Origin of the sequence: Ancylobacter mangrovi, assembly GCF_024752335.1 — a bacterium.
In the GTDB taxonomy this organism is placed as follows: domain Bacteria; phylum Pseudomonadota; class Alphaproteobacteria; order Rhizobiales; family Xanthobacteraceae; genus Ancylobacter; species Ancylobacter mangrovi.
The window spans coordinates 548936-574840 of sequence record NZ_JANTHY010000003.1 but is presented as its reverse complement, the minus strand read 5'-3'; the positions used below and the strand labels follow the sequence as shown (position 1 = coordinate 574840).

Genomic DNA, 25905 nt, shown 5'->3' with positions numbered 1-25905 from the left:
GACGAGCGATCCCTCGGACTCTTCAGGAGGTGGATGTCTCGGAGCAGGCGTCGGGCTTTGCCGCCCCGCCGCCCGCCGCGCCCGCCTGCCCGCGGGCGAAGCGCAGTTGCCAGCCCATCACCAGCACGAGCAGGACGAGGCCGGCGATCTCGGAGGCGTTGTCCGGCACGATCAGCAGCACGCCGCCGGCGAACAGCGCCGCGCGCGCGGGCGCCGACAGCCGGCCGAGCGCGAACCCGCCCGACGCGGCGGCGGTCGCGCACACCCCGACCACCGCGGTGCCGACCGTGCGCACGATGTCGAGCGCGTCGCCCTGCAGCAGCAGCGAAGGATCGGACACGAAGGCGAAGGGGATGACGAAGCCGGGAATGGCAAGGCCGAACGAGATCAGTCCGGTGGTCCACAGCGAGCCCCCGCTCACCCCGGCCGCGGCATAGGCGGCGAGCGCCACCGGCGGCGTCACCATCGACAGCACCGAGAAGTAGAAGATGAACAGATGCGCCTCCAGCGGCGGCACGCCGAGATTCTGCAGCGCCGGGCCGACCAGGATGGCGGCGACCAGATAGGCGGCGGCGGTCGGCATGCCCATGCCGAACACCAGCGTCAGGAACATCGCCCCCAGCAGCGAGACGAACAGCGAGCTGCCGGCGACGTCGAGCAGCCAGCGTTCGAGATGCAACGCCATGCCGGTGTGCACCAGCGCGCCGACGATGATGCCGGCGACCGCCGAGGGCACCGCCACCTCCGCCGCGCTGCGCGCGCCCGAGACCAGCGCGGCATAGATGTCCTTGAGGCCGAGCCGGGTGACGGGGCGCAGCCAGCTCACCACGATGATCGCCACCATGGTCACGGCGCCGACCCGCATCAGCGAATATTGCGAGGTGAGCAGGTAGACCATCAGCACCAGCGGCAGCAGCACGTGCCAGCGCTCGCGGAAGCCGCGCCAGGATTCGGCGAGCGGCAGGTCCTTGTTCGGCGCCAGGCCGTGGCGGCGCGCATGGCTGTCGACCAGCACGTAGAGCGAGAGATAGAACAGCGCCGCCGGCACGATAGCGGCATAGGCCACCGTGCCGTAGCTGACGCCGACGATGTCGGCGAGGATGAAGGCCGCCGCCCCCATCACCGGCGGAGCGAGCTGGCCGCCGGTCGAGGCGGTGGCCTCCACCGCGCCGGCGAAATTGGCCTTGAAGCCGGTGCGCCGCATCAGCGGGATGGTGACGACCCCGCTCATCAGGACGTTCGCGACCGCGCTGCCCGACACCGTGCCGAACAGGCCGGAGGAGACCACGCCCGCCTTCGCAGCCCCGCCCCAGGCGCGGCCGGTGGCGCAATAGGCGAGATCGACGAACAGCCGCCCCGCCCCGGAGCGCTCCAGGAACGCGCCGACGATGACGAAGTAGAACACCATGTTGGCCGAGGCCGAGATCGGCGTGCCGAAGATGCCCTGGTCGGACAGCACCTGCAGGTCGATGAAGCGCTTCAGCGACATGCCGCTATGGGCGAGCGGCCCCGGCAGATACGGGCCGGCGAAGACATAGACGATGAACAGCACCGCGAGCGCGGCGAGCACGATGCCGGCGATCCGCCGCGCGGCCTCGACCAGTAGCAGGATCAGCACGATGCCGAACACGTAGTCGGAGGTGTAGACCGGATCGACGCCCTCGATCCGCTCCGCCACGCGCCCGCCCTGGCGGAAGAAATAGACCGCGCAGGCGAGCGCGAGCAGGGCGCAGACGAGGTCGAGCACCGGCACCCCCTCGCCTTCCTTGCGCCGGCCGGACTGGCCAACCATCAGGTAGACGATGGCGGTGGTCGCGCCGACATGGGCCGAGAGCAGCGAGATCTCGTAGAGCGCCCGGCCCATGAAGACCGGAATGAACTGCACGGCGGCGAGGCCGAGGGCGATCGCGCCCAGCAGCAGCCTCGCGTGGCGGGGAGACAGAACCATGGCTACTGGCCTCCGCTGAGGTTCATTCCGGCGCCTGCCGCGCCTACTTCATCAGGCCGGCTTCGCGGTAGTACTTGGCCGCGCCGGGATGGATCGGGCAATTGCCGTTCAGCGCCGGGTCGGCGGCCATCTTGGGATCGAAATCGGACAGCGCGGCGTGGATCTTCGGCAGCGCAGCGGCGTTCTCCACCAGCATCTTGGCGAAGGTGTAGGCGACGTCGTCCGGCACGCTCTTGGCGATCAGGATGTTGGAGGCCGCGCGCACCGTCTTCACCGGCTCGGTCTGGCCCTTGAAGGTGTTCGGCGGCACGGTCACCGCCGACCAGCCGTACTTCTCCACCATGCCCTTGATCACGTCGTCCGGCAGCGGGATCATGATCATGTCGTTGACGGTGGTGATCTGGGTGGCGGCGGGGTGGCCCTTGGTCACCACATGCGCCCAGCCGTCGGCCTGCCCGTCCTTGATGATCTCGGCCGTGCCCGAGCGGGTGGAGGGCTCGATCATGCCGCCCTTGGCCGCGACGTCGTCCTTGCTGGAGCCCATCAGCGAGAGCACCTGGCGCACCGCCTGCTCGCCGGTGCCGCCGGCCTTGGTGGTCAGCAGGTGGAACTTGTTCTTGCCGTCGACGATGTCCTGCCACGAGGTGACGCCGGACGACTTGGTGACGAAGGTGCCGAAGTAATAGGTGTCGAGCCCGCCGATCAGGCCCATCACCTTGTCCTGCTTCTCGGGGAAGGTGCCGAAGCCGCCGCAGGCCTCCGCCGAGGTGACCGCGAAGCTGATGCCGAGCTCGGCCTCGCCGTTCTGGATCAGCTTGATGTTGCCCACGCCGCCGGCGATCGGCAGCACGTCGATGGTGGAGCCCTTGGGCAGCTTGGGACCGACGAGGTCCGCGATGCCGGCGCCGTAATTGTACCAGGCCGAGCCGACGCCCACCGTGCCGAAGCGCAGCTTCACGGGCTCGTCCGCGACCGCGGCGCTGAGGGCCGTCGTGGCCGCGAATGCCAGGCTCATGCAGAAAACGCTCAGTCTGTTCATCGTCTTCTCCTGTGGCGGCCGGAACTGGCCAGTTGCGCGAGGCGATGCGGGGTCAGAGGGTGATTCCCGCTCCGCGGAGGATCGAACGGGCGCGCTCGCGCGCCTCGTCCGGAACGACCAGGCGCTCGGCGAATTCCCGCCCGGAGGGACGGGTGGCGTCGATGCCCATCTTGGTGAGGGTGAAGTCCTTCGGGTCGGAGCTCGGGTCGATGATCGCGCCCTTGGCGCCGGGCACGAAGAAGATGTCCTTCTCCGCATGGACGCGGGTGGCGATGGCCCAGAACACGTCGTTGAGGTCGAAGATGTCGACGTCGTCGTCCACCACGATCACGTATTTTGTGTAGAGCTCGGTGGCGAGCGCCGCCATGGCCGCCATCTGCGGCTCGCCCTCGGCGGTCTTCTTCATCGCGATCACGGCGAGGAACGCGCCGCAGGTCGAGTGCGGCACGTGCACCCCGGTCACGTTCGGCAGGTTGCGGCGCAGCGCGTTGAGGATCTCGCCCTCGCGGGTGACGCAGGAGATGAGGATGTGGTCCTTCGACATGCCGGAGGTGACGCTGTGGAAGAAGGCGTCGCGGCGCATGCGCAGGCGGTGGGCGACGAACACGTTCTGCGTGCTGCGGTAGGAGGCGTAGCCGGTGAACTCGCCGAACGGCCCCTCCGGCTCGTGCACGCCGGCGAGGATCTCGCCCTCGATCACCATCTCCGCCCCGGCCGGCGCCTCAAGATCGCCGACCCCGCAGCGGGCGAGCCGGTAGGGCTCGCCGAACAGCGCGCCGATGATCTCGTATTTGCGCACGTCCGCGCCGTAGGCGTAGGTCATCGAGCCCATATAGTGGAGCGGGTGCACGCCGATGGTGATGGCGGCGGGCAGCGATTCCCCGCGCTCCTCGGCCCGGCGGTGATACTCGTACATGCGCCGGCGCGAATGCAGCGAGACGCCGAGCCGGTTCTTGTCCTTCAGCATCAGGCGGTGAAACCCGGTCGTGTCGACGCCGGTGAGCGGGTCGCGCGCCGTGACCTGGCCGGCGGTGATGTAGGGCGCCGCGTCGACCGTGAACTGGTAGGGGATGGGCAGCTTCGTCAGGTCGAGCGCGTCGCCCTCCAGCACCACCTCGTCCCACGCGGCCCGCTCCACCACCTCGCAGGGGATCGGGTTCTGGCTGCGGTCGCGGAAGGCGGTCGGCAGCGCCGAGGGCTCGACGCCGAGGCAGGCGGCGAGCAGCCGGCGGTTGGCGGCGACATTGGTGACGCAGGGCATGTCGAAATCGCCCAGCCGGTCGAACATCACCACCGGACTCTGCCCGGCGCGGTCGAGCTCCAGCACCATCGCCGTCGGCACCAGGCGCGAATCCACCCGCTCGCTTACCCGCAGGAATTCCTCGGGGAAGCGCTCCTGCACCATCGCGAGGAAGCCGCGAAGGCTCTGATCATCCACCCGGTCGGTCACGCTCAAGCACCCCGTCAACTCGTCAGTATACTGACGTTCTTGCCGCCATCCGTGCGCGCCACCTTGATCCGGAGCGTCGGGCCGGCCGTCAGAGATCATCAGTTTGCTGACGACTCAGGGGCTTTCAATGCCAAACATTCGGCAGGAGGCGCCTAGAGATTGCGCAGGACCGTCCGTCCCATACCGTTATTCGACTCCACCAGCAGGGACAGGTGGCGGATGAACTGCGCCCGCTCGGCGGCCGGAAGCGGGGCGATAAGCCGCGTATGCGCGGCGTCGAGCGCGGTCTGCATCTCGGCCAGCATGGCGGCGCCCTCCGGCGTCAGGAAGGCGAGCCGCAGGCGCCGGTCCTTGGGCGATTCCTCGCGCCGGACCACGCCCCGCTTCTCCAGCCGCGTCAGCACGTTGGAGGTGGTGGTGCGGTCCATGCCGATCTCGGCGGCGAGCGCCGCCTGGTCGAGGCCGGGCTTCATCCGCAGCACCTGCATGACGCTGGTCTGCACCGGCGTGGTGCCGAAGCGCTCGCACTCCTTCAGGTAGATCGCAACATAGATCTGGTGGAGCCGGCGCACCAGGAAGCCGGGACGCCGGAACAGGCTCTCGCCCTCGATCTTCACATCATCCGACACGCGCTTGCTCCGCTGGACCCGGTCGATCCTCCGCATTCGCCGAAACGGGCGCGGAATCCAAGCGTTTTCACGCGGCCGGCGCGCCTCGGAGCGGAGACGACGCAACGGAACCCGCGGCCCGATAAATGTGCAGCCCCTCTCGTCGGCGTCCGCTCGCCACGCCGGATCGAGGCGTCGCGCGGGCCGGTTTCCGGTCCCCGGTGGGCGCGCGGGACGTGACGCTGGGGAGTGGCGTTTTGCCTTCACGGCGGTCATTCTGCGCCGCGCCGGCCCCGGGGATGCTCCGGGGAGCCGTGCCGCCACGTCGTGAGGAGGAGCGGGGATGCCCAGCACGATCCATCTGCATCGCGTCCTGGCCACCAGCCCGGAGAAGGTCTACCGCGCGTTCCTCGAGCCGGACGCGGTGGCGAAATGGCTTCCGCCCGCCGGCTTCGCCTGCACCGTGCACCATTTCGAGCCGAAGGTCGGCGGCAGCTTCCGCATGTCGTTCCGCAACTTCACCACCGGCGACAGCCACGCCTTCGGCGGCACTTATGACGAGCTCGTGCCGGGCGAGCGCCTGCGTTACACGGACCGCTTCGACGACCCGAACCTGCCCGGCGAGATGCGGGTCAGCGTCACGCTGAAGAAGGTCTCGGTCGGCACCGAGATCGAGATCGAGCAGGCCGGCATCCCGGACGCCATCCCGCCCGAGGCGTGCTATCTCGGCTGGCAGGATTCGCTGCGCAACCTCGCCAACCTGGTCGAGCCGGACATCCGCTAGGAGCCCGGCTTCCCGGCGCGAACTGTGCGCCGGGAAGCGGCCCGCGTTTCCGCTCAGCGCGCGGGACAGGCAGCGACGCGCCGGCCCTGGCGCTGCGTCATGGCCAGCACCAGCACGAGGCCTGAGGCGGCCGCCACCGCGCCGGCGAGCGCGACCGCCGGATAGCCCAGCCCGCCGCCGATCACCGCCCCGCCCAGCGCCGCGCCAGCGGCATTGCCGAGGTTGAAGGCGCCGATATTCATCGAGGAGGCGAGGTTCGGCGCCGCCGAAGCGGCCGTCATCACCCGCACCTGCAGCGGCGGCACCAGCGCGAAGCTCGCCACCCCCCACAGGAAGATCAGCACCGCGCTCGGCCCGGCGAACGGCATCGCCAGCGCGAACGCCACCAGCAGCGCGGCGAGCGAGGTCAGCGTGACGATCAGCGTGCGGTCGACAGACCGGTCCGCGAACCGCCCCCCGAGCCAGTTGCCGACCGTCAGCCCGACGCCATAGGTCACCAGCATCGCGGTGACGAAGGAGATCGAGGCATGGGTCTCCTGCTGCAGGATCGGCGCGATATAGGTGAAAACGGTGAACATGGCGGTGGCGCTCAGCACGGTGAGCGCGAGCGCCAGCAGCACCGGCCCGCGCCCCAGCACCCTGAGCTCGGACACCATGTCCCCGCCCGCCTCGGCCGGCACATAGGGCAGCGTCAGGCGCAGCGAGGCCATGGCGAGGACGCCGAGCCCGGCAATGCCCCAGAAGGCGGCGCGCCAGCCGATCAGGTCGCCGACCCAGGTCGCCAGCGGCACGCCGACCACATTGGCGATGGTGAGCCCCATGAACATCGCCGCGACCGCGCCCGCGCGCCGGTTCTCCGGCACCAGGCCAGCGGCAACGATCGAGCCGACGCCGAAGAAGGCGCCGTGATTGAGCGAGGTGATGAGCCGCGCCGCCAGCAGCATGCCGTAGCTGTCCGACAGCGCCGCCATCAGATTGCCGAGCGTGAAGATCGCCATCAGGCCGATCAGCAACGTCCGGCGCGGGACCCGGCCGGTGGTGAGCGTCATCAGCGGCGCCCCCAGCATGACGCCGATGGCATAGGCGCTGATGAGCAACCCGGCGGTCGGGATCGACACGCCGAGATCGCCGGCGATCACCGGCAACAGGCCCATCGGCGCGAACTCGGTGACGCCGATGCCGAAGGCGCCGGCGGACAGCGCGAGAAGGGGAGGATTGAGTTTCATGGACGAAGCCTTCGAAGAGACGGGCGCAGCAGGAGCCTGCGGTCAGACCAGCGGCGGGTTGAGGCGGGCGAAGCCTTCCTGCTGGCGGTAGGGCGTGTGCGGATAGGCCGGCAGCACGTCGCTCGCGCCGTCGAGCAGCGCCATCTGCTCGGGCGTCAGCGACCAGCCGACGGCACCGAGATTCTGGCGAAGCTGCTCCTCGTTGCGGGCACCGATGATGACCGAGGCGACGGTCGGGCGCTGCAGCAGCCAGTTGATGGCGATCTGCGGCACGCTCCGGCCGGTCTCGCCCGCCACCGCCTCCAGCGCGTCGACGACGCGGTAGAGATGCTCGTCCTCGACCGGCGGGGCGAAGATCGCGGTCTCGTGCAGGCGGCTGCCCTCGGGGATCGGCGCGCCGCGCCGGATCTTTCCGGTCAGCCGGCCCCAGCCGAGCGGGCTCCACACCAGCGCGCCGACGCCCTGGTCGGCGCCGAGCGGCATCAGGTCGGCCTCGTAGGCGCGCCCGATCAGCGAGTAGTAGACCTGATGCGCGACATAGCGCGGGCGCGCGTCGCGGTCGGCGGCGGCGAGCGCCTTCATGAGCTGCCAGCCGGGATAGTTCGACACGCCGGTGTAGCGGACCTTGCCCGCGGCGACGAGGGTGTCGAGCGTGGCGAGCACCTCCTCGACCGGGGTCGAGGCGTCGAGCGCGTGAAGCTGCAGCAGGTCGATATGGTCGGTGCCCAGCCGGCGCAGCGCCGCCTCGACCTGCCGGATCAGCCGGCTGCGCGAAACGCCCCAGTCATGGGGACCGTCGCCGGTCGGCAGGCCGGTCTTGGTGGAGATCAGCACCGCGTCGCGGCGCCCCTTGATGGCCTCGCCCAGCACCTGTTCCGACGCCCCGTCCGAATAGACGTCGGCGGTGTCGAACAGGTTGACGCCGGCCTCGAGGCAGATGTCGACCAGCCGCCGCGCCTCGGCGGCGTCGGTGCGGCCCCAGGCGCTTAACAGCGGCCCGCTGCCGCCGAAGGTGCCGGCGCCGAAGCTGAGTACGGGGACGCGCAGGCCGGAGGAACCCAACTGACGATATTCCAAGCTCGCCTCCAGAAGTGAGATGATGTCGATGATGACGTTTCGGCAAAGATGGACGACGCCCCGGCGGCGCAGTAGACGTGGCCGAGGCCAAACATTTTTGATCTGGACGCAAAGATGCGAATGGACGGGGCGGATCGCGCGCGCGAGCTCGAAGTGTTCTCGGCGGTGGCGCGCACGGGCAGCTTCTCGGCCGCCGGGCGGGCGCTGCACCTCACCCCCTCGGCGATCAGCCGAACCATCGACCGCATCGAGGCGCGGCTCGGCGTGCGGCTGCTGATCCGCTCAACCCGGGCGCTGACGCTGACGGCGGAAGGGCTCGGCTATCTCGGCGCGGCGCGGCGCATCCTCGCCGACCTCGACGAGGCCGAGCGCGTGATCGCCGACCAGGGCGCGCCGCGCGGACGGTTGCGTGTCAGCGCCGCCTTCTCGCACGGGCGCCTGTGCGTGGTGCCGCTGCTGGGCGACTTCGCCCGGTGCTACCCGCACATACTGGTCGACATCAGCCTGACCGACACGGTGGTGGACGTGGCGGGCGGGCAGGCGGACGTGGCGATCCGCTTCGGCCCGCTGGCCGACAGCGCGCTGACCGCGCGCCGGATCGGCGAGACCGGCCGCAGCGTCGTCGCCTCGCCCGCCTATCTGGCGCGGCACGGCACGCCGCGCGTGCCCGAGGACCTGCACGGGCACAACTGCCTGAACTTCAACTTCCGCCGCGCCGAGCCGGTCTGGCCGTTCCGGCGCGAGGGGCGCGACTACGCGCTCACCGTGACCGGGAACATCGAGGCCAATAATGGCGAGACGCTGGGCCAACTCGCGCTGGACGGGGTCGGCATCACCCGGGTCGGCAATTTCGGCGTCGTCGACGATCTCGCCGCCGGCCGGCTCGTCCCCCTCCTCGAGGCGTTTAACCCGGGCGACGTCGAGCCGATCCACGCCGTCTTCGTCGGCGGCGCCAACATGCCGGCGCGGGTGCGGGTGTTCGTCGACTTCCTGGCCGAGCGCCTGCGCTGAGCGCGGGCCCCGGCCCGTTCACTCGAACACCATCGAGCGCGCGCGCCGCAGCGCCAGCGCGATCACCAGGCCGGCCGCCGCCGCGCCGGCGCCGATCAGGAACACGCGGCCATAGCCGGCGCGGTCGGCGAGCAGCCCGGCCAGCGGCCCGGTCAGTCCATAGGCGAGGTCCTGGAAGGCGGAGAACCCGCCCAGCGCCGTGCCGCGCAGATGCGGCGCAACGAGCCGCACCACCTCCCGCCCCATGGAGGGGAAGATCATCGAGCAGCCGAGCCCGGTCAGGAACGCCCCGGCGAGGGCGGTGAGCGGACCCGGCGCGCTCCAGATCAACGCCTGGCCGAGCGCCTCCACCGCCAGCGAGCCGGTCGCCACCGGCAGGCCGCCGATGCGGTCCGGCAGGTGGCCGAGCAGCAGGCGCACCAGCACGAAGCCGGCGCCGAAGGCGGTGAGCCCGAGCCCGGCATAGCCCCAGCCGCGGTCGAGGAAATAGAGCGTGAAGAACGACCCGATGGCGGCGAAGCCGATGCCCTGCAGGCACACGATCGCCCCGTGCGGCCAGATCCGGCCGATCACGCTCCAGAAGGACGGGCGCGCCGCCGCCGGCACCGTGGCGACACCCGGCAGGCGCGCAATCGCGACGAGGCCGAGGCAGGGCAGCACCGCGCTCGCGGCCATCGCCCCTGAAAAGCCGAAACGGTCGAGCAGCACGAGGCCGACCGGCCCGCCGAGCGCCAGCGCGCCGTAGATCGCCGCGCCGATCAGCGCCAGCACCCGGCCCGAGCGCGCCGGGCCGACGAGGCCGATGCCCCAGGCGATCACGCCGACGGCGACCAGGCTCTCGCCCAGCCCGAGCAGCAGCCGGCCGGCGAGCAGGATCGCGAACGCCGTCCACGGCGCCGGGGTCAGCAGCCCCGCACCGAGCGAGGTCAGCGCGCCCGCCACGTAGAAGCCGAGCCCGCGCGCCGCCGCGAGCCTCGCCCCGCGCCGGTCGGCGAGCCCGCCGGCATAGCCGCGCGTGAGGATGGTGGCGAGGAAGGCGATGCCCACGCCGAGCCCGGCCCAGACATTGTCGAGGCCGAGCTGGCGGGTGACGAACACCGGCACGACGGGAAGCGCCATGCCGACGCACAGATAGGAAAGGAAGAGAATGAGGGTGAGCAGCAGCAGGCGGGCCTGCGCCGGATCGCGGATGGACTGGAAGGGCATCGAAGGTCCCGAGGTTCAACCTCGGTCGACCGGGCGCAAAAAAAACGCACTCCGATCGACGAGGATCGTTGAGTGCGTTGGTTGACGTTAAACGCTTACGGCCAGCCTAGCTGGCGGATGCCCCTCCCTAGGCGGCCACGCCGCCGGTGTCAATGCACCCGCCCCCTATTCCTCGGATCGGCCGGTGCCCTCGCGGTCGCGCGCATAGTGGTGCGCGAGCGGGAACGGCGGCAGCCAGGATTCGCGGCGTATCGTCCACAGCTCGTAAGTCGGCACGAACCGGTCGGGCGCGTCGAGCGTGCCGAGATTGACCTCGATCTCGTCGCCACTGCGTCCGAACACGGAGGAACCGCAGCGCGGGCAGAAGAACCGCCCGTCATAGTCGCGTGTCTCGCCCACGACCGTCACCGCCTCCTCGGGGAAGATCGCCGACGCATGGAACAGCGCGCCGTGATGCTTGCGGCAGTCGAGGCAGTGGCACAGGCCGACCCGGTACGGCCGCCCCCGCGCCACGATCCGCACATTGCCGCACAGGCACCCGCCGGTGACCTGGTCCATCTGCGTCTCTCCCCGCTCGCTCGCGCCATGGTCGTCCGCCGGGGCCGTGACCGCAAGCGGCCGGTCCGGCGGCTCTACGCCATGGCCGGGCGCGGCAAGCCGAGCATCTCGCGCAGCATCGCCCCGTCATAGCCGGTGCGGTAGAGCCCGCGCTCCTGCAGGACGGGCACCACCTCGCGCCCGAAGTCGCCGAGCCCGGAGGGCGAGAGCGGCGGCACCAGCAAGAAGCCGTCCGCCGCCCCGGCCTCGAAGCGCTGCTGGATCGCGTCGGCGATCTGGACGCCGGTGCCCGCCACGGTCCAGTGCCCGCGATTGCCGGCGGTGCGGGCGGCGAGCTCCATCATGGTCAGCCCCTCGCGCTTGGCGAGGTCGATGAAAGGCTGGCGCCGGCTCAGCATGCCGGTGCCGGCCGGCAGGTCCTCGGGCAGCGGCGCGTTCGGGTCGTAGCCCGACAGGTCGATGCTGCCGAGCTTGGCCGACAGGCGCGCCAGCGCGATCGGCGCCGGGATCAGCCGGTCAAGCGCCTCGAGCCGCTCCTTCGCCTCGGCCTCGGTGGGTCCGATCGACGGCATCAGCGCCAGCAGCACCAGCACCGAATCCGGGTCGCGCCCATAGGAAGCCGCCCGCGCCTTGATGTCGGCATAGAAGGCGCAGGCCGCCTCGGTGGTGGTGTGGGTGGTGAACACCACGTCCGCCACCCGCGCCGCCAGCGCCCGCCCGGGCTCGGAGGAGCCCGCCTGCACGATCACCGGCTGCCCCTGCGGGCAGCGCGCAACGTCGAGCGGGCCGCGCACGGAGAAGTACTTCCCGGCATGGTTCAGCACGTGCAGCCCGGCGGGCTCGAAATAGCGCGGCCCGTCGCGGTCGAGCACGAAGGCGTCGTCGTCCCAGCTGTTCCACAGCCCGCGCACCACGTCGACGAACTCCTCCGCCCGGGCGTAGCGGTCCGCCGGGGCGAGGTGCTCCCGATTGCTGAAGTTGAGCGCCATGGCGACGTTGGAGCTGGTCACGCAGTTCCAGCCGGCGCGCCCGCCGCTCACATGGTCGAGCGAGGCGATGCGGCGCGCGACATGGTAGGGCTGCTCGAAGGTGGTCGAGGCGGTGGAGATCAGCCCGATATGCCGGGTCGAGACCGCCAGCGCCGACACCGTCACCAGCGGGTCGAGCCGCTCGATCACCGGGTCGGTGCTCAGCGATTCCATCGGCGCCAGGATCGGCGGCCCGACATCGGCCACCAGGATCAGGTCGAGCAGCGCCTCCTCGGCGGCGCGGGCGAGCTCCAGATTGGCGGCGAAGCTGCCATGCAGATGCGGGGCGGTGTCGGGATGGCGCCAGGCGGCGACGTGCTCGCCGCCGACCGAAAGGAATGTGCCGAACTTGATGTGCCGTGCCTTCGTCATTCTCTCTTCTGCCGGATTGTCTTCTGCTGCCTGATGAGCGGCCCGTCGCCGCCGCCTGCCTGTCCGCCGCCTTCGCCTGCCGCGTCAGCCTCCCGCCGCCGCCCGTCCCTCCGCGCCCGCAGCGGGCTGGTTGACCGGCATCCGGCCCTGCTCGATCCGCGCCTTGAGCCGGAACGAGAAGTCGCGCGGGAACAGGTCGAGATAGCCCTGAACGCCCAGCTCGCGCGCGGCATGCACCGGCCAGTCGGAGTTGAACATCAGCTCGCGCGCCATGCCGATCAGGTCGACCACGCCGCTCTCGAGGATCGCCTCGGCCTGCGGGGCGGTGGTGATCAGCCCCGGCGCCATGGTGACCGCGCCGAGCTCGGCCTTGATGCGGCCGGCATAGGGAAGGTGGAAGCCGGGAACACGTGGTACCAGCGGCATGTCGGTCGGCCCCTCGAGGCCGCCGGACGAGCAGTCGATCACGTCGACCCCGCAGGCGATGAGCTCGCGCGCCAGCGCCACCGTGTCGTCGAGCGACCACACGCCGCCCTTGCCGTCGACGCTGGAGACCCGGAAGAACAGCGGCTTGTCGTCGGGCCACACCTCGCGCACCGCGCGCGTGACCTCCAGCGCGAAGCGCATCCGCCCGGCGCGTTCACCGCCATATTCGTCGGTGCGGTGGTTGATCAACGGCGAGAGGAACTGCTGGATCAGGTAGCCGTGCGCGCCGTGGATCTCGAGGATGTCGAACCCGGCCTCTAGGCTGCGCCGCGCCGCCTCGGCCCAGGCCGCGGCGACGTCGACGATGTCGCCCTTCGACATCTCGTCGGGCACCGGAAGGTCGCGCCCGGCGGCGACCGCGCTCGCCGAGATGCGCCGCCAGGGCGGGCGGCCGGCGCGCGCGTCGTCCTGGGTGAGCGGCGCGCGATCGGCCAGCGGGCCGTGCGCGGAGGCCTTGCCGCCGGCATGGCCGAGCTGGATCGCCGGCACCGCGCCGAGGCCGCGCACCAGCTCGGTCACCTGCCGGAAGGCGGGGATCTGGTCGTCGCGGTAGAACCCGGCGCAGCCATGGGTCTTGCGCCCACGGTCCTCCACCGCCGTCTCCTCGTAGAAGACGATGCCCGCGCCGCCGAGCGCGTAGCGGCCCATATGCAGGAAATGCCAGTCGGTCGGGCTGCCCTCGACCGATCTGTACTGGCACATCGGCGAGGCGACGATCGGGTTGCGGGCGGCAACCCCCTTCAGGGCAATCGGCTGGAACAGTCGCGGCAGAGGCATGACGTCGTTCGCACCGCTACTTTCTTCGCACCGCTCCCCCGGCGCACCGGCCGGAAACGACGCGCCGGCAACCCTGTGCCGGCTCCCGCGCGAGGGGCCTCGCGCGCCGTCTATCGGCGGCCAAGTAGGGGTGTCATGTCAATGATGATCGACTTCGGTTTTTTTAAATCAGCATCAACGTTTTATGTATTTTACCCGCTAGAGGCCCGTAAATACCCTACAAAATGATGATGTAAATACGTAATTTCACGCCTCTGCGTAAAGGCGCGGGAATTTTTGCGCCCTTCCGGGCGCCCATAATCAACGAATACTGAACCTTCCACAAAAGCCGGACAAAGGGGACTCGGGTCGAATGAAGAAGGATGGGCTGATTACTCGCCGTGGCTTTGTGACGATGAGCGCCGCCGCGGCGCTCGCGCCCTATGCCGCGCCGCTGATCTCCGGCCATGCCGAAGCGCTCGCTCAGGCCAGCGACGAGGGCACGCCGAAGTCCGGCGGCAGCTTCGTGGTGGTGATCTCCGCCGACCCTTCCTCCTGCAACACCAGCCTCACCACCAGCGTGCCGGAATCGACCCTCGGCTCCTTCATCTATGAGGGCCTGACGCGCATCGAATCCGACTTCACCGCCGGCCCCAACCTCGCCTCCTCCTGGACCATCTCGGATGACGGGCTGGTCTATACCTTCAAGCTCGCCAAGGCGAAGTGGCACGACGGCAAGGACTTCACCTCCGCCGACGCCAAGTATTCGCTGGAGGAAGTGAGCGCCAAGTATGGCAGCCGCTTCAAGGCCGCCGCCTCCAAGATCAAGTCCATCGAGGCGCCCGATCCCGAGACGCTGGTGATCACCCTCACCTCCTCCTACGGTCCGATGCTGGTCTCGCTCACCGCCTATGGCGGCGCGGCGATGCTGCCCAAGCACATCTTCGAGGGCACCGACCCGCTCAGCAATCCCGCCTCGATCGACAAGCCCGTGGGCACCGGCCCCTTCAAGATGAAGGACTGGGCGCATGGCGACCACATCACGCTCGAGAAGAACAAGGACTACTGGCGCGAGGGCAAGCCCTATCTCGACGAGGTGATCCTGAAGATCATCCCGGACGGCGGCACCCGCGTGCTGGCGATGAAGGCCGGCGAGGTCGACTATTCCTATTTCTACTTCTTCCCGGTGAGCCGCGTCGCCGAGGCCAAGGCCGATCCCAACCTGCAGCTTCGCGAGAAGGCGCTGCCGGAGGACAAGATCATCATCTGGAACGTGCGCAAGGAGCCGTTCAACAACCCGAAGGTCCGACAGGCGCTCTACCGCGCCACCAACATGACCTACATCCAGCAGGTGGTTTACCAGAAGCTCGGCAAGGTCATGGTCAACCACATGGATTCGCGCCTCGGCTGGGCGCACGACGCCTCCATCGACCTGACCGAGAAGTATCCGTTCGACCTCAAGGCCGCGGCGGCGGCGCTGGACGAGGCCGGGCTGAAGCCCGACGCCAACGGCCAGCGCATGACCTTCCGCATGGCCTTCGATTCCGCCGACACCGACTACGGGCGCATCGCCCAGGTGCTGGCCAACAACTGGGGCCAGATCGGCATCAAGCTGGTCATCGACGCCGTGCCGCGCGCGGTGATGATCGAGCGCGTGTTCAAGGACTGGGACTTCGACGGCACCATCCAGGCCTATTCGACCAGCGGCGACCCCGCGCTCGGCGTGGCCCGCCTCTACGTGTCCGACGCCATCGTGAAGACTCCGTTCCGCAACGTGTCGGGCTACTCCAACCCGGAGGTCGACAAGCTGTTCGCCGAGGGGCTCGCCAAGACCGACACCAAGGCGCGCGGCGAGGCCTACAAGAAGGTCTCCGCCATCCTCGCCGAAGACATGCCGGTGTTCCCGATGTGGGAAACCGCGGCGATCAACGTCGCCACCACGCGGGTGCACGGGCGCTGGGCGTGGAGCGACGGCTACAGCTTCTGGGAAGACGTGTGGGTCGACTGATGAACGCGCAGGACATCGCCACGACCCAGGGCGGCCCGTCGCTGACGCGCCAGTTCGCCAATTACTGGTCGAGCGTCAGCTATGAGGAACTGCCGCCCGAGGTGGTGGCGATGTGCAAGCGCCTGCTGCTCGACACGCTGCTGGTCGGCGCGCGCGGCGCCGACAGCGACGATGCGCGCGCCACCACGGCGGGCGCCGCCGACGCCTTCGGCCCGCTCGCCGGCCCCTCGGCGCTGTGGGACGGCAGCGGGCGCACCGCCGCCCCGGCGGTCGCGGCGCTGATCAACGGCACAGCCACCCATGCGCTGGAATTCGACGATTTCGGCGGCTGCGGCCATTCCAGCGCCGTGGTCGTCCCCGCCGTCTGCGCCATCGCCGAGGCGGAGGGCATCGACGGGCGCGGCATGATCCGCGCACTGGCGGCGGGCTACGACCTCGCCCACCGCATGACCGCCGGCGTCGGCGGCTACCGGCCGCACAACGACCGCGGCTGGCACTCGACCGGCACCTGCGGCACCTTCGGCGCCGCCGCCGGGGCCGCCGCCGCGCTCGGCCTCGACGCGGAGCGCTTCACCTGGGCGCTCGGCATCGCCTCCTCCAACGCGGCGGGCACCTGGTCCTATCTCGGCGACGGCGCCATGACCAAGCGCTTCCATCCCGGCCGCGCCACCTCCAACGGCGTGGTCTCGGCCTATCTCGCCCGCAGCGGGCTCACCGGCCCCGCGCAAGCGTTGGAAGCCAGATGGGGCGGCTTCTTCAGCACCTATTGCGGCCCCGAGGCGGTGCCCGAAGCGGTAATCGACAAGCTCGGCGTCGCCTTCGGCGTCATGACCGCGGGCATCAAGCTGTTCCCCTGCTGCCGCGGCCTGCACTCCTCGATCGAGGCCCTGCTCGACATCATGAGCGAGACGCCCTGCACCGGCGAGGAGATCGACACCATCATCGTCCACGGCGCCGAGCGTACGCGCCGCCAGTTCTCCAAGCGCGAGATGACCACCATCCTCGACGGCCAGTTCAGCCTGCCCTACGCGCTCGCCAGCATCGCCACCAGCGGCGACGCCACGCTGGAGGAGTTCATCCCGCTGCGCACCGGCGACCCGCGCGTCGCCGCGCTGATGGAGCGCGTCGAGGTCCGCGCCGACCGCCCGCTCGGCCCCTATGACGAGCCGGACGTGGAAGTGATCCTGAAGGATGGACGCCAGCTCGCCAAGCACGTACCGGTCTCCAAGGGCGCGGCCGCCCGCCCGCCCTCGGACGCCGAACTCGCGCGCAAGCACGCGGCCATCGCCGCCCCGGTGTTCGAGCCCGAGGCGTTCGAGGCGCTCGGCGCCATGATCGCCGGCCTGGAGGATCTGAAGGACTTCCGCGACTGCACCCGTCTCCTCACCAGCGGCCGTCGTCGCTGAATGCGGTACTACATCGCGCAAAGGCTGTTCTGGTCGGTCGTCATCGTCTTCGGGATCGTGGTGGTCAATTTCGTGCTGACGCGGATCGTCCCCGGCGATCCCACGACGGCACTGGTCGGCGAATTCCCGGTGCCGCAGGCCTATATCGACCAGATCCGGCATGATTTCGGGCTCGACCAGAGCATTCCCGCCCAGCTCTACTACTACCTCGTCCATGTGGCGCAGGGCGATCTCGGCTTCTCCTTCGTCGGCCGGCAGAATGTGCTGCCGCTGATCCTCCGGCGGGCCGGCGTCACGCTGATCCTGATGCTGCCCTCGCTGACGCTCGCCTCGATCATCGGCGTGCTGATCGCGGTCCGCGCCGCGCGCCGCGCCGGCTCCTCGCTCAACACCTTCCTCACCGCGCTGAGCCTCGCGGGTGCCTCGGTGCCGGTCTTCTGGCTGGCGCAGATGCTGGTGATGCTGTTCGCGGTGCGGCTCGGCTGGCTGCCGGCGCAGGGCATGGTGTCGGTGCGGGCCAACTACACCGGCCTCGCCTATTTCCTCGACCTGCTGCGCCACCTCATCCTGCCCTCCTTCTGCATCACCATCTTCTATCTCGCCATCGTGGTGCGGGTGGCGCGCACCTCCATGCTGGAGATGCTGCACCAGGACTTCGTGCTCACCGCGCGGGCGAAGGGGCTGAGCGAGAACCAGGTCGTGGTGCGCCATGTGCTGCGCAACGCGCTGATCCCGGTCATCACCGTGATCGGCTACAATTTCGGCTACTCGCTCACCGGCGCGATCCTGACCGAGACCGTGTTCGCATGGCCGGGCATTGGCGGGCTGTTCGTCAGCTCGATCCACTATCAGGACTTCCCGGTCCTGTCGGGGATCTTCCTGCTGGCCGCGACGGCCGTCGTGGCCGCCAACTTCATCACCGACATCCTCTACGCCGTCGTCGACCCGCGCGTGCGCGTGGCGACGCTGAAGCCGGCCTGAGCGGAGGAGCCACCATGTATCCCGCTCTGAGGCGCATGTTCACCAATCCCGTCGGCATCGTCAGCGGCGCGGTCGTGCTGCTGCTGGCGCTGGCGGCGGTCGCCGGGCCGACCCTCTACCCGGTCGACCCCTTCGCGCTTTCGATGGAGGTCAATGCGGCGCCGAGCTGGCTGCACCCGCTCGGCACCGACGATCTCGGCCGCGACGTGCTCGCGGGCATGATCGAGGGCGCCAAGATCTCGCTCTTCGTCGGCATCTCCGCCGCCCTCGCCACCACCGTCATCGGCGTGCTGGTGGGCGCGGTCGCCGGCTATGTCGGCGGGCGGGTGGACGCGGCGCTGATGCGCCTGTCCGAGTTCTTCCAGGTGATGCCGACCTTCATCCTCGCCGTGCTGATCGTGTCGCTGATCGGCCCGGGCCTGACCCGCGTCATCATCGTCATCGCCGTATTGTCCTGGCCGCAGACGGCGCGCGTGGCGCGCGGCGAGATCATGCGCGTCTCCGAGCTCGACTATGTCGACGCGGCGCGCTGCATGGGCATACCGGGCTGGCGCATCCTCTATGGCGAGGTGATCCCGAACGCCATCGCCCCGGCACTGGCACTGGCCAGCCTCATCATGGCGCAGGCGATCCTGCTGGAGGCCTCGCTGAGCTTCCTCGGTCTCGCCAGCCCCGACATCATCAGCTGGGGCCGCATCCTCAGCGTCGCCCAGCAATATCTGTTCACGGCCTGGTGGCTGTCGGTGTTCTCCGGCATGGCGATCTTCATCACCGTGCTGGCCTTCAATCTTCTCGGCGACGCTCTCGCCGACGCCCTCAACCCGCGCCACGCTCACTGAGGGACCCCATGACCCGAACCATTCTCGAAGTCGACCGGCTCGCTCTCGTCTATACCGGGCGCGGCCGCGACGTGAACGCGATCCAGGACGCGAGCCTTCTCGTCAAGGAGGGTGAGGCCATCGGCGTCGCCGGCGAGTCGGGGTCGGGCAAGTCCACCCTCGCCCGCGCGGTGATGGGCCTGCTACCGCCCACCACCTCGCGCATCGTCGGCGGGCGGATCGTGGTCGAGGGCGTCGACGCCACCGGATTCGGCCCGTCCGACTGGCAGAGCCTGCGCGGCAGCTCGGTGGCCATGGTGTTCCAGGACCCGCTCAGCTTCCTCAACCCGGTGGTGCGGGTCGGCCGGCAGATCGCCGAGGGCATCGCCCTGCAGGACCCGCATGCCGACCGCAAGGCGCGCACCCGGGAGCTGCTGGAGCTGGTGAAGCTGCGTCCCTCGGTCATCGACGCCTACCCGCATGAGCTCTCCGGCGGCATGCGCCAGCGCGTGATGCTGGCGATCGCGCTCGGCTGCCGGCCGCGCCTGCTGGTCGCCGACGAGCCCACCACCGCGCTCGACGTGACGACCCAGGGCGAGATCCTCGCCCTGCTGGACGAGCTGCGCCGCACGCTCGGCATGGCGCTGGTGCTCATCAGCCACGACCTCGGCGTGCTGCGCCGGCTGTGCGACCGGATCTACGTCATGTATGCCGGCCACACCATCGAGACCGGGCGCACCGCGCAGGTGCTCGGCGCGCCGGCCCATCCCTATACGCGCGGCCTGATCGCTGCCTCGCGCCTCACCCGCGGGCCGGACGGGCGCTTCTCCACCATCGGCGGCGACGTGCCCTCGCTGCAGCAGCGCATCACCGCCTGCCCGTTCCAGCCGCGCTGCGGCTCCGCCATGCCGGTCTGCGCCGAGATACCGCCCTTCCTCGACACCGCCGAGCCCGACCATCGCGGGCGCTGCTGGCTGCTGACGCCGGAACCGGGCGGCGCGCCCGGCCTGCCCCCCGACACCCGCGCGAGCGAGGCCCGCAATGTCGGCGCCTGAGACCGCACGCGAGGAGACGGCGCAGGCCGGAAAGCCGGTGCTCGAGATCCGCAACATCTCGAAGACCTTCCACCTGCCGGGCGCCGAGGCTTTCAAGGCGGTCGACGACGTCAGCCTCTCGGTCCACCCGGGCGAGTGCGTGGCGATCGTCGGCGAGAGCGGCTCGGGCAAGTCGACCGTCGCGCGGATGGCGCTGTCGCTGCTGCGCCCGGACAGCGGGCAGGTGTTCCTCGAGGGCCGCTCGCTGCTCGACATGAGCCCGCGCGAACTGCGTACCCGCCGGCTCGCCATGCAGCCGGTGTTCCAGGACCCCTCGGCCTCGTTCAACCCGCGCCGCAGCGTGTGGTCGAGCCTGCGCCAGGCCATCGCCCAGGGCACCACGCCCGAGCCGGACATGCGCGCGCGCGCCCTCGAGCTGCTGTCCCAGGTCGAGCTGCGCCCGCCGGAGAACTATGTCGAGCGCTACCCGCACGAGCTCAGCGGCGGCCAGCGCCAGCGCCTCGCCATCGCGCGCGCCCTCGCCCCGCGCCCGCGGCTCATCATCGCCGACGAGCCGCTCTCGGGCGCGGACGTCTCGATCCGCGCCCAGATCCTCAACCTGCTGCTCGACCTGCAGGCGCAGCAGAACATCGCCTTCCTGCTGATCACGCACGACATGCTGGTCGCGCGCGCCCTCGCCCAGCGCGTGGTGGTGATGCATCACGGCCGCATCGTCGAGCAGGGCGAGACCGAGCAGGTGATGCAGTCCCCGCGCGAGGCCTACACCCAGCGCCTGCTCGCCGCCGTGCTCGACGTCGATCTCGCGCCTCCGCCGACGCCAACGCCGACGCCGGCATCCCCCTCGGCGCCGCCCGACAGCCTTCCGAACAAAGCCAGATCGGCGTGATCCGCCGGAGGATTGGGAAATGCTCAAGCAGAATTCGGCTGAATATCGCGGCTACCGCACCCCCGGCATCCGCCTCAAGGAAGAGATGATTCCGCATCTCGGCAAGGTGTATTCGAACCGCACCCAGTCGATGCTGCCGGCGCTGCACGCCTTCGACCAGGCGCACACCATCATGCTGATCGAACAGGGCGTGCTGCCGCGCGAGACCGGCATCGCGGTGCTGCGCTCGATCCGCAAGATGGAGGAGGAGGGCGTGGTCGCCGCACGCATGCGGGTGGGCGGCGGCCTGCATTCGGGCGAGCACTACGTCATCCGCGACCTCGGCGAGGAGATCGGCGGGCGCTTCCACGTGGCGCGCAGCTCCGGCGACCTCAGCTCGGTCGCCATCAACGTGCTGCAGCGCGAGCACTGCCTCGCCGTGCTGGAGGGGATCAACCGCTTCCGGTCCATGCTGCTGAAGCTGATCCCGAAGCACACCGGCTCGATCCTGCCGGGCTACAGCTTCGGCCAGCACGCCCAGCCCATGACCTTCGCCCATCTGTGGCTGTCCTGGGTGGCGACGCTGGAGCGCGACTTCGCCCGCATCCACGGCGCCTATCAGCGGGTCAACACCAGCCCGGCGGGCGCGGCCATCATGGTCGGCTCGGACTTCCCGATCGACCGCGAGCGCACGGCGGACCTGCTCGGCTTCGACGCGGTGCACGAGAACTGCGCCGACGCGATCCTCGAACTCACCGCCGACGACAGCCTCGAAGTGCCGATGGTGTTCTCCATCCTGTGCCATTCCATGGCCAAGTGGGCGGACGACCTGATCCTGTGGACCACGCGCGAATTCGACTTCGTCGAGATCCCGGACCGCTTCTGCGGCACCTCCTCGATCATGATGCAGAAGAAGAACGTCATCGGCCCGGCCGAGCTGAAGGCCAATTCCGCCGAGGCGATCGCCTGCGTCGTCTCCTCCTACCACGCGCTGAAGGGGCCGACCGGCCTGCCGATCAATGAGCGCTACCAGGCGCTCGACATGCTCTGGCGGGTCGGCGAGAGCCTGGTCGCGCATATGGACTGGTTCGGCGAGTTCCTGCCGGAGCTCACCATCCGCACCGACTATCTGCGCGAGCATTCCTGGCGCCACTGGGCAACCGCCACCGACCTCGCCAGCGCGCTGGTGCGCGGGCGCGACATGCCCTGGCGCACCGCGCACCAGATCGTCGGCATCCTGGTGCGCCTCAGCGAGGAGCGCGGCCTCACCCCGGCCGACGTCACCCCGGAGCTGCTCGACGAGGCGGCGATGCTCTATCACGAGAAACCGGTCGGCTTCACCCGCGAGGAGATCATGACCGCGCTCGACCCGGTGCTCTTCGTCGAGAAGCGCACCCTGCTCGGCGGCCCGGCGCCGAACGAGTCGCTGCGCCAGGTGGGCGTGTTCACAGCGCGCCTGGACGCGGACGAGGCCATCGTCGAGGGCATCCACACCCGCCTCGCCGCCGCCGAGACCAAGCTGCGCAGCACGGTCGACGAGCTCATCGCCTGACGGGCGGGCGCGGCGGCGGCCTCGCCGGCCACCGCGCTTCCTCTCCCCGCCGGGGAGAGGAGTCTCGGGTTTGAATCAGCGGCTTACCGCGCAAAAACCGCGCCCGGCGCGAGCCTTCGCACCCGCCGCAGCCCTCACGCGACCTCGTCGCGCGCGGGCGGGGCGGCGTAGCGGCTCGCCGGGCGGGCGAGGCCGAGATGGTCGCGCAGCATGGTGCCGCTGTAGTCCTCGCGATAGAGCCCGCGCCGCTGCAGCTCCGGCACTACCAGCTCGACGAAGTCGGTCAGGTCGTGCGGCATCACCGGGTGCATCACCATGAAGCCGTCCGCCGCGCCGGTGGAGAACCACTCCTCCATCTGGTCGACGACCTGCTTGGGCGAGCCCTTGAACAGCGTGTGCGAGCCCTGCGCCGCCCAGCGGCTGATCATCTGGCGCAGCGTCATGCCCTCCTGCCGCAGGAGCTGCTCGGCGACACCGAAGATCGCCTTGGAGGCGTTTGAGTTGGAATCGATGCGGCTCGCCGGCACCGGCTGGTCGAGGTCGAGCCCGGAGAAGTCGACCCCGGTCATGAAGAGCTGCAGCGCCGAGAGCCCGGCCGCCGGGTTCAGGCTGGCGCCGAGCCGCGCCAGCTTCTCGTCCGCCTCCTCCTCGGTGCGCCCGACATAGACCGGGATGCCCGGCATCACCTTGAGCTGGTCGGTCGCGCGCCCGAACTTCGCCATCCGCCCCTTGAGGTCGGCGTAGAAGGCCCGGCTCTCCTCGATCGAGGAGCCGATCGAGAACACCACCTCGGCGGTCTCGGCGGCGAACTCCTTGCCCGCCTCCGACCCGCCCGCCTGCGCGATCACTGGCCGGCCCTGCGGCGGGCGCGCGAGGTTGAGCGGGCCGCGCACCGAATAGTGCTTGCCCTTGTGGTCGAGCGGATGGAGCCGGTCGGGAGCGAAGTAGTAACCGCTCTCCGGGTCGCAGATGAAGGCGTCGTCGTCATAGCTGTCCCACAGCCCGCAGACGATGTCGAAGAACTCACGCGCCTTCTCGTAGCGCAGCGCGTGCGGCTCCAGCCCGTCAAGGCCGAAATTGTACGAGGTCGCCTGATGGTCGGAGGTCACCACGTTCCACGAGGCGCGGCCATGGCTGACATGGTCGAGCATGCCGAACAGCCGGGCGACGTTGTAGGGCTCGTAGAAGCTGGTCGAGAGCGTCGCGGCGAGGCCGATATGGGTCGTCTGCGCCGCCATCGCCGCCAACAGCGTCAGCGGCTCGGGCCGGTTCATCGAGTTGGTCCAGCGGGCGATGGATTCGTTCGGTCCCGGCGCCACCGCCGGGGAATCGGCGATGAAGATGAAGTCCATCTTCCCCCGCTCGGCGATGCGCGCGAGCTCGACCCAGTGCGCCAGGCTGGTCGCCGCATCATGCGGCACGCCCGGCTGGAGCCAGGCCGCCGGGTGGTAGCCGAACGCATAGGCGAAAGAGCCTAGGGCCATCTGTGCGGGCGGTCTGTGCGGCATGTCGGGTCTCCGGGGCTCGGGGGTCGGAAGGGGTCGGTCGCTCACGCCGTGCCGGCGCGCCCGCGCAGCGCCTGCATCACGAACAGCAGCACGGCGGCGAACACGACCAGGAACGTGCTGACGACGATGATCGAGGGATCGATGTTCTCTCTGAGGTTCTCGAAGATGTAGCGCGGCAGGGTGCGCTGCTCGGGCCCCGAGATGAACAGGGTGAGCACGATCTCGTCGAACGAGGTGACGAAGGCGAGCAGCACGCCGGACAGCACGCCGGGCAGGATCAGCGGCAGCGTCACGGTGAAGAAGCCGCGCACCGGGCTGGCGCCCAGGCTCGCCGAGGCCCGCGCGAGCCGCGGGTCGAGCGTGCGCAGCGCCGCCGACACCGTAATCAGCACCATCGGCGTCGCCACCAGCGTGTGGGCGAGGATCAGCCCGGTATAGGTCGCCACCAGCCCGAGCTGCGAGAACAGGATGAACAGCCCGAAGGCGACGATGATGACCGGCGCGATCATCGGCGCCAGCAGGAAGGCGGTGAGCGCGGTGGCGAGCTTGCCGGACAGCCGGCTGATGCCGAGCGCCGCGCTGATGCCCAGCACGCTCGCCAGCGCCGCGCTGGAGCTCGCGACGATCAGGCTGTTCATCAGCGCCCTTCGCCACGGGCCGGAGGCCAGCACCTCCTCGTACCAGCGCAGCGACAGGCCGGGCAGCGGGTAGTGCAGGAAGGTGCCGGAGCTGAAGGAGAGCGGGATCACCGCCAGCACCGGCGCCAGCAGGAACACCATGACGAGCGCGCTCACCACCGCATTGGCGACCCACCAGCCGCCGTGGCGGCGGACCATCTCGCGCGAGGCGCCGATCATGACTGCGCTCCGTCGGCGCCGAAGATGCGCTTGCTGGCGACGTAGATGATCAGCGTGATCGCCATCAGGATGATCGCCAGCGCCGCGGCCATCCCCCAGTTCACCGTCTGGGTGGCGTAGAAGGCGACGAAGTAGCTCATCATCATCTCCTTCGGCCCGCCGACCAGGGTCTGCGTCACGTAGAAGCCGATCGAGATGATGAAGGCGAGGCTCGCCGCCGCGCCGAGGCCCGGCAGCGCCTGCGGCAGGTAGGCGGTGAAGAAGGCCCGCACCGGCGAGGCGCCGAGCGAGGAGGCCGCGCGCATATAGGTCGGCGGGATCGCCTGCAGCACGCTGTAGAGCGGCAGGATCACGAAGGGCAGCAGCACGTGCACCATGGCGATGTAGGTGCCGAGCCGGTTGAACAGCAGCGGCAGCGGGCTCTCGATCACGCCGAGCGAGATCAGCGAGGAGTTGATGATGCCGTCCTTCTGCAGCAGCACGATCCACGCGCACAGCCGCGCGATCAGCGACACCCAGAACGGCAGCAGCACCGGGATCAGCAGCAGCCCGCGCCAGCGCGCCGAGGCGTTGGCGAGCAGGTAGGCGACGGGAAAGCCGAGCAGCAGCGCCAGCGCGGTCGCCACCGAGCTCATCCACAGCGTGCGCGCCATGATGTTGAGGAAGATCGCGTTTTCCGCCGGCGCGGCGACGATCGCCCCGTCCGGCTCCTGGCGCAGGTCGAAGGCGGAGAGGAAATAATGCGCCGTCACCGGCAGGGCGGCGCGGCGCACCACCTGCCAGATCTCCGGCTGGCCCCATTCCTTGTCGATGGCGATCAGTGCCGCGCGCGCATCCTGCGGCGGGCCGTCGGCACGCTCGAGCCGGGTCTCGGTACGGGTGAGCAGGCGGCGCGCGCCGGTCAGCTCGTAATTGAGGCGCGAGGCGAGGTGGAACAGCGAGCGCGTCTTGCCCGCCTCCACCAGGTCGCCGGCCATCGCCGCATAGACCGCGTCGGGCGGCAGGCCCTCGCCGTCCCACCGGCGGATCTGCGCCGCGACGTGGGGCAGGCTCTCGCCGACTTCCGGGCTCGCCACCGCGTACCAGAGCGTCTGCACCAGCGGCGCGCCGAACAGGGCGAGCGAGAACAGCAGCATCGGCATCACAAGCACGAAGCCGGCAAGGCGCCGGCGCCAGAGCGCGCCGCGCACTCCGCGCCGCAGCGAGGGGCGCAGCACCGCATCGGCATTGCCGGCGTCGAACACCATGTCGCTCATGCGCGGCTCCCCGGCCGGGCGCCGGCAGCAAGGGACGGCGCCGCAGCGCC

22 protein-coding genes are annotated in these 25905 nt (G+C 70.0%); 9 read left to right on the top strand and 13 right to left on the bottom strand.

The features are described from left to right. Positions 1-22: 22 nt before the first annotated feature. The 4 genes from NVS83_RS12310 to NVS83_RS12295 all read right to left on the bottom strand — a co-directional run bounded on the left by NVS83_RS12310 (position 23) and on the right by NVS83_RS12295 (position 5066). Positions 23-1948, bottom strand: coding sequence for a TRAP transporter permease (locus NVS83_RS12310; RefSeq protein WP_258739556.1), 1926 nt, complete (start codon positions 1946-1948; stop codon positions 23-25). 43 nt (positions 1949-1991) lie between these two features. Next, on the bottom strand, positions 1992-2987 hold the full coding sequence (locus NVS83_RS12305; RefSeq protein WP_258732663.1) for a TAXI family TRAP transporter solute-binding subunit: 996 nt from the start codon (positions 2985-2987) through the stop codon (positions 1992-1994). A gap of 52 nt (positions 2988-3039) precedes the next feature. Beyond that, positions 3040-4437: a UbiD family decarboxylase gene (locus tag NVS83_RS12300; protein ID WP_258732730.1), complete on the bottom strand. Its 1398-nt coding sequence runs from the start codon at positions 4435-4437 to the stop codon at positions 3040-3042. Between the two features lie 152 nt (positions 4438-4589). Next, positions 4590-5066 carry a MarR family winged helix-turn-helix transcriptional regulator gene (locus NVS83_RS12295; RefSeq protein ID WP_258732662.1) on the bottom strand — a complete coding sequence of 159 codons (477 nt, stop codon included), beginning with the start codon at positions 5064-5066 and terminating at the stop codon, positions 4590-4592. A gap of 322 nt (positions 5067-5388) precedes the next feature. On the opposite strand from NVS83_RS12295, the gene NVS83_RS12290 reads away from it, so the two are divergent. After that, on the top strand, positions 5389-5829 hold the full coding sequence (locus tag NVS83_RS12290; RefSeq protein WP_258739555.1) for an SRPBCC family protein: 441 nt from the start codon (positions 5389-5391) through the stop codon (positions 5827-5829). Between the two features lie 53 nt (positions 5830-5882). On the opposite strand, the gene NVS83_RS12285 is transcribed toward NVS83_RS12290, so the two are convergent. Together NVS83_RS12285 and NVS83_RS12280 are read right to left on the bottom strand one after the other, a co-directional pair. Continuing rightward, positions 5883-7055: an MFS transporter gene (locus NVS83_RS12285; protein ID WP_258739554.1), complete on the bottom strand. Its 1173-nt coding sequence runs from the start codon at positions 7053-7055 to the stop codon at positions 5883-5885. A gap of 42 nt (positions 7056-7097) precedes the next feature. Then, a complete protein-coding gene (locus NVS83_RS12280) occupies positions 7098-8132 on the bottom strand; it encodes an aldo/keto reductase (protein WP_258739553.1) in 1035 nt (344 codons plus the stop codon). Positions 8133-8246: 114 nt separating this feature from the next. Here NVS83_RS12280 and NVS83_RS12275 point away from each other — a divergent pair, with 114 nt between their 5' ends. Next, the gene (locus NVS83_RS12275; protein ID WP_258739552.1) at positions 8247-9143 is read left to right on the top strand and encodes a LysR family transcriptional regulator; all 897 of its coding nucleotides are present in this window, start codon (positions 8247-8249) and stop codon (positions 9141-9143) included. Between the two features lie 18 nt (positions 9144-9161). On the opposite strand, the gene NVS83_RS12270 is transcribed toward NVS83_RS12275, so the two are convergent. From NVS83_RS12270 to NVS83_RS12255, 4 genes are all read right to left on the bottom strand, one after another. Continuing rightward, positions 9162-10349, bottom strand: a complete 1188-nt coding sequence (locus NVS83_RS12270) for an arabinose transporter (protein WP_258739551.1) — start codon at positions 10347-10349, stop codon at positions 9162-9164. A 165-nt stretch (positions 10350-10514) separates the two neighbouring features. Continuing rightward, positions 10515-10907: a GFA family protein gene (locus tag NVS83_RS12265; RefSeq protein ID WP_258739550.1), complete on the bottom strand. Its 393-nt coding sequence runs from the start codon at positions 10905-10907 to the stop codon at positions 10515-10517. A gap of 74 nt (positions 10908-10981) precedes the next feature. After that, the gene (locus NVS83_RS12260) at positions 10982-12307 is read right to left on the bottom strand and encodes an LLM class flavin-dependent oxidoreductase (protein ID WP_258739548.1); all 1326 of its coding nucleotides are present in this window, start codon (positions 12305-12307) and stop codon (positions 10982-10984) included. A gap of 84 nt (positions 12308-12391) precedes the next feature. Next, positions 12392-13570 carry an NADH:flavin oxidoreductase/NADH oxidase gene (locus NVS83_RS12255; RefSeq protein WP_258739547.1) on the bottom strand — a complete coding sequence of 393 codons (1179 nt, stop codon included), beginning with the start codon at positions 13568-13570 and terminating at the stop codon, positions 12392-12394. 394 nt (positions 13571-13964) lie between these two features. Between NVS83_RS12255 and NVS83_RS12250 the strand changes: the two genes are divergently transcribed. Genes NVS83_RS12250 through NVS83_RS12220 form a run of 7 tightly spaced genes read left to right on the top strand, consistent with a single transcriptional unit; the run spans position 13965 to position 22234 of the window. Then, positions 13965-15557, top strand: a complete 1593-nt coding sequence (locus tag NVS83_RS12250; protein ID WP_258739546.1) for an ABC transporter substrate-binding protein — start codon at positions 13965-13967, stop codon at positions 15555-15557. After that, the gene (locus NVS83_RS12245) at positions 15557-16963 is read left to right on the top strand and encodes an MmgE/PrpD family protein (RefSeq protein WP_258739545.1); all 1407 of its coding nucleotides are present in this window, start codon (positions 15557-15559) and stop codon (positions 16961-16963) included. Before NVS83_RS12250 ends, NVS83_RS12245 begins: the two co-directional genes overlap by 1 nt. Continuing rightward, positions 16964-17944 (top strand): ABC transporter permease, encoded by a 981-nt coding sequence (locus tag NVS83_RS12240; RefSeq protein WP_258732649.1) that lies wholly within the window; start codon positions 16964-16966, stop codon positions 17942-17944. It begins immediately after the preceding gene. 14 nt (positions 17945-17958) lie between these two features. Then, positions 17959-18783: an ABC transporter permease gene (locus NVS83_RS12235; RefSeq protein ID WP_258739544.1), complete on the top strand. Its 825-nt coding sequence runs from the start codon at positions 17959-17961 to the stop codon at positions 18781-18783. Between the two features lie 8 nt (positions 18784-18791). Further along, positions 18792-19817, top strand: coding sequence for an ABC transporter ATP-binding protein (locus tag NVS83_RS12230; RefSeq protein WP_258739543.1), 1026 nt, complete (start codon positions 18792-18794; stop codon positions 19815-19817). Then, complete coding sequence (locus tag NVS83_RS12225; RefSeq protein ID WP_258739542.1) at positions 19804-20703, top strand: ABC transporter ATP-binding protein; 900 nt, start codon at positions 19804-19806, stop codon at positions 20701-20703. Before NVS83_RS12230 ends, NVS83_RS12225 begins: the two co-directional genes overlap by 14 nt. A 19-nt stretch (positions 20704-20722) precedes the next feature. After that, positions 20723-22234 carry an argininosuccinate lyase gene (locus tag NVS83_RS12220; protein ID WP_258739541.1) on the top strand — a complete coding sequence of 504 codons (1512 nt, stop codon included), beginning with the start codon at positions 20723-20725 and terminating at the stop codon, positions 22232-22234. A 134-nt stretch (positions 22235-22368) separates the two neighbouring features. On the opposite strand, the gene NVS83_RS12215 is transcribed toward NVS83_RS12220, so the two are convergent. The 3 genes from NVS83_RS12215 to NVS83_RS12205 are packed head-to-tail and all read right to left on the bottom strand — an operon-like array spanning position 22369 to position 25855. Next, positions 22369-23742, bottom strand: a complete 1374-nt coding sequence (locus NVS83_RS12215; protein WP_258739540.1) for an LLM class flavin-dependent oxidoreductase — start codon at positions 23740-23742, stop codon at positions 22369-22371. Between the two features lie 41 nt (positions 23743-23783). Further along, positions 23784-24599: an ABC transporter permease gene (locus NVS83_RS12210; protein ID WP_258739539.1), complete on the bottom strand. Its 816-nt coding sequence runs from the start codon at positions 24597-24599 to the stop codon at positions 23784-23786. Continuing rightward, positions 24596-25855, bottom strand: a complete 1260-nt coding sequence (locus NVS83_RS12205) for an ABC transporter permease (RefSeq protein ID WP_258739538.1) — start codon at positions 25853-25855, stop codon at positions 24596-24598. The genes NVS83_RS12210 and NVS83_RS12205 overlap by 4 nt, the downstream gene beginning before the upstream one ends. Positions 25856-25905: the final 50 nt, after the last annotated feature.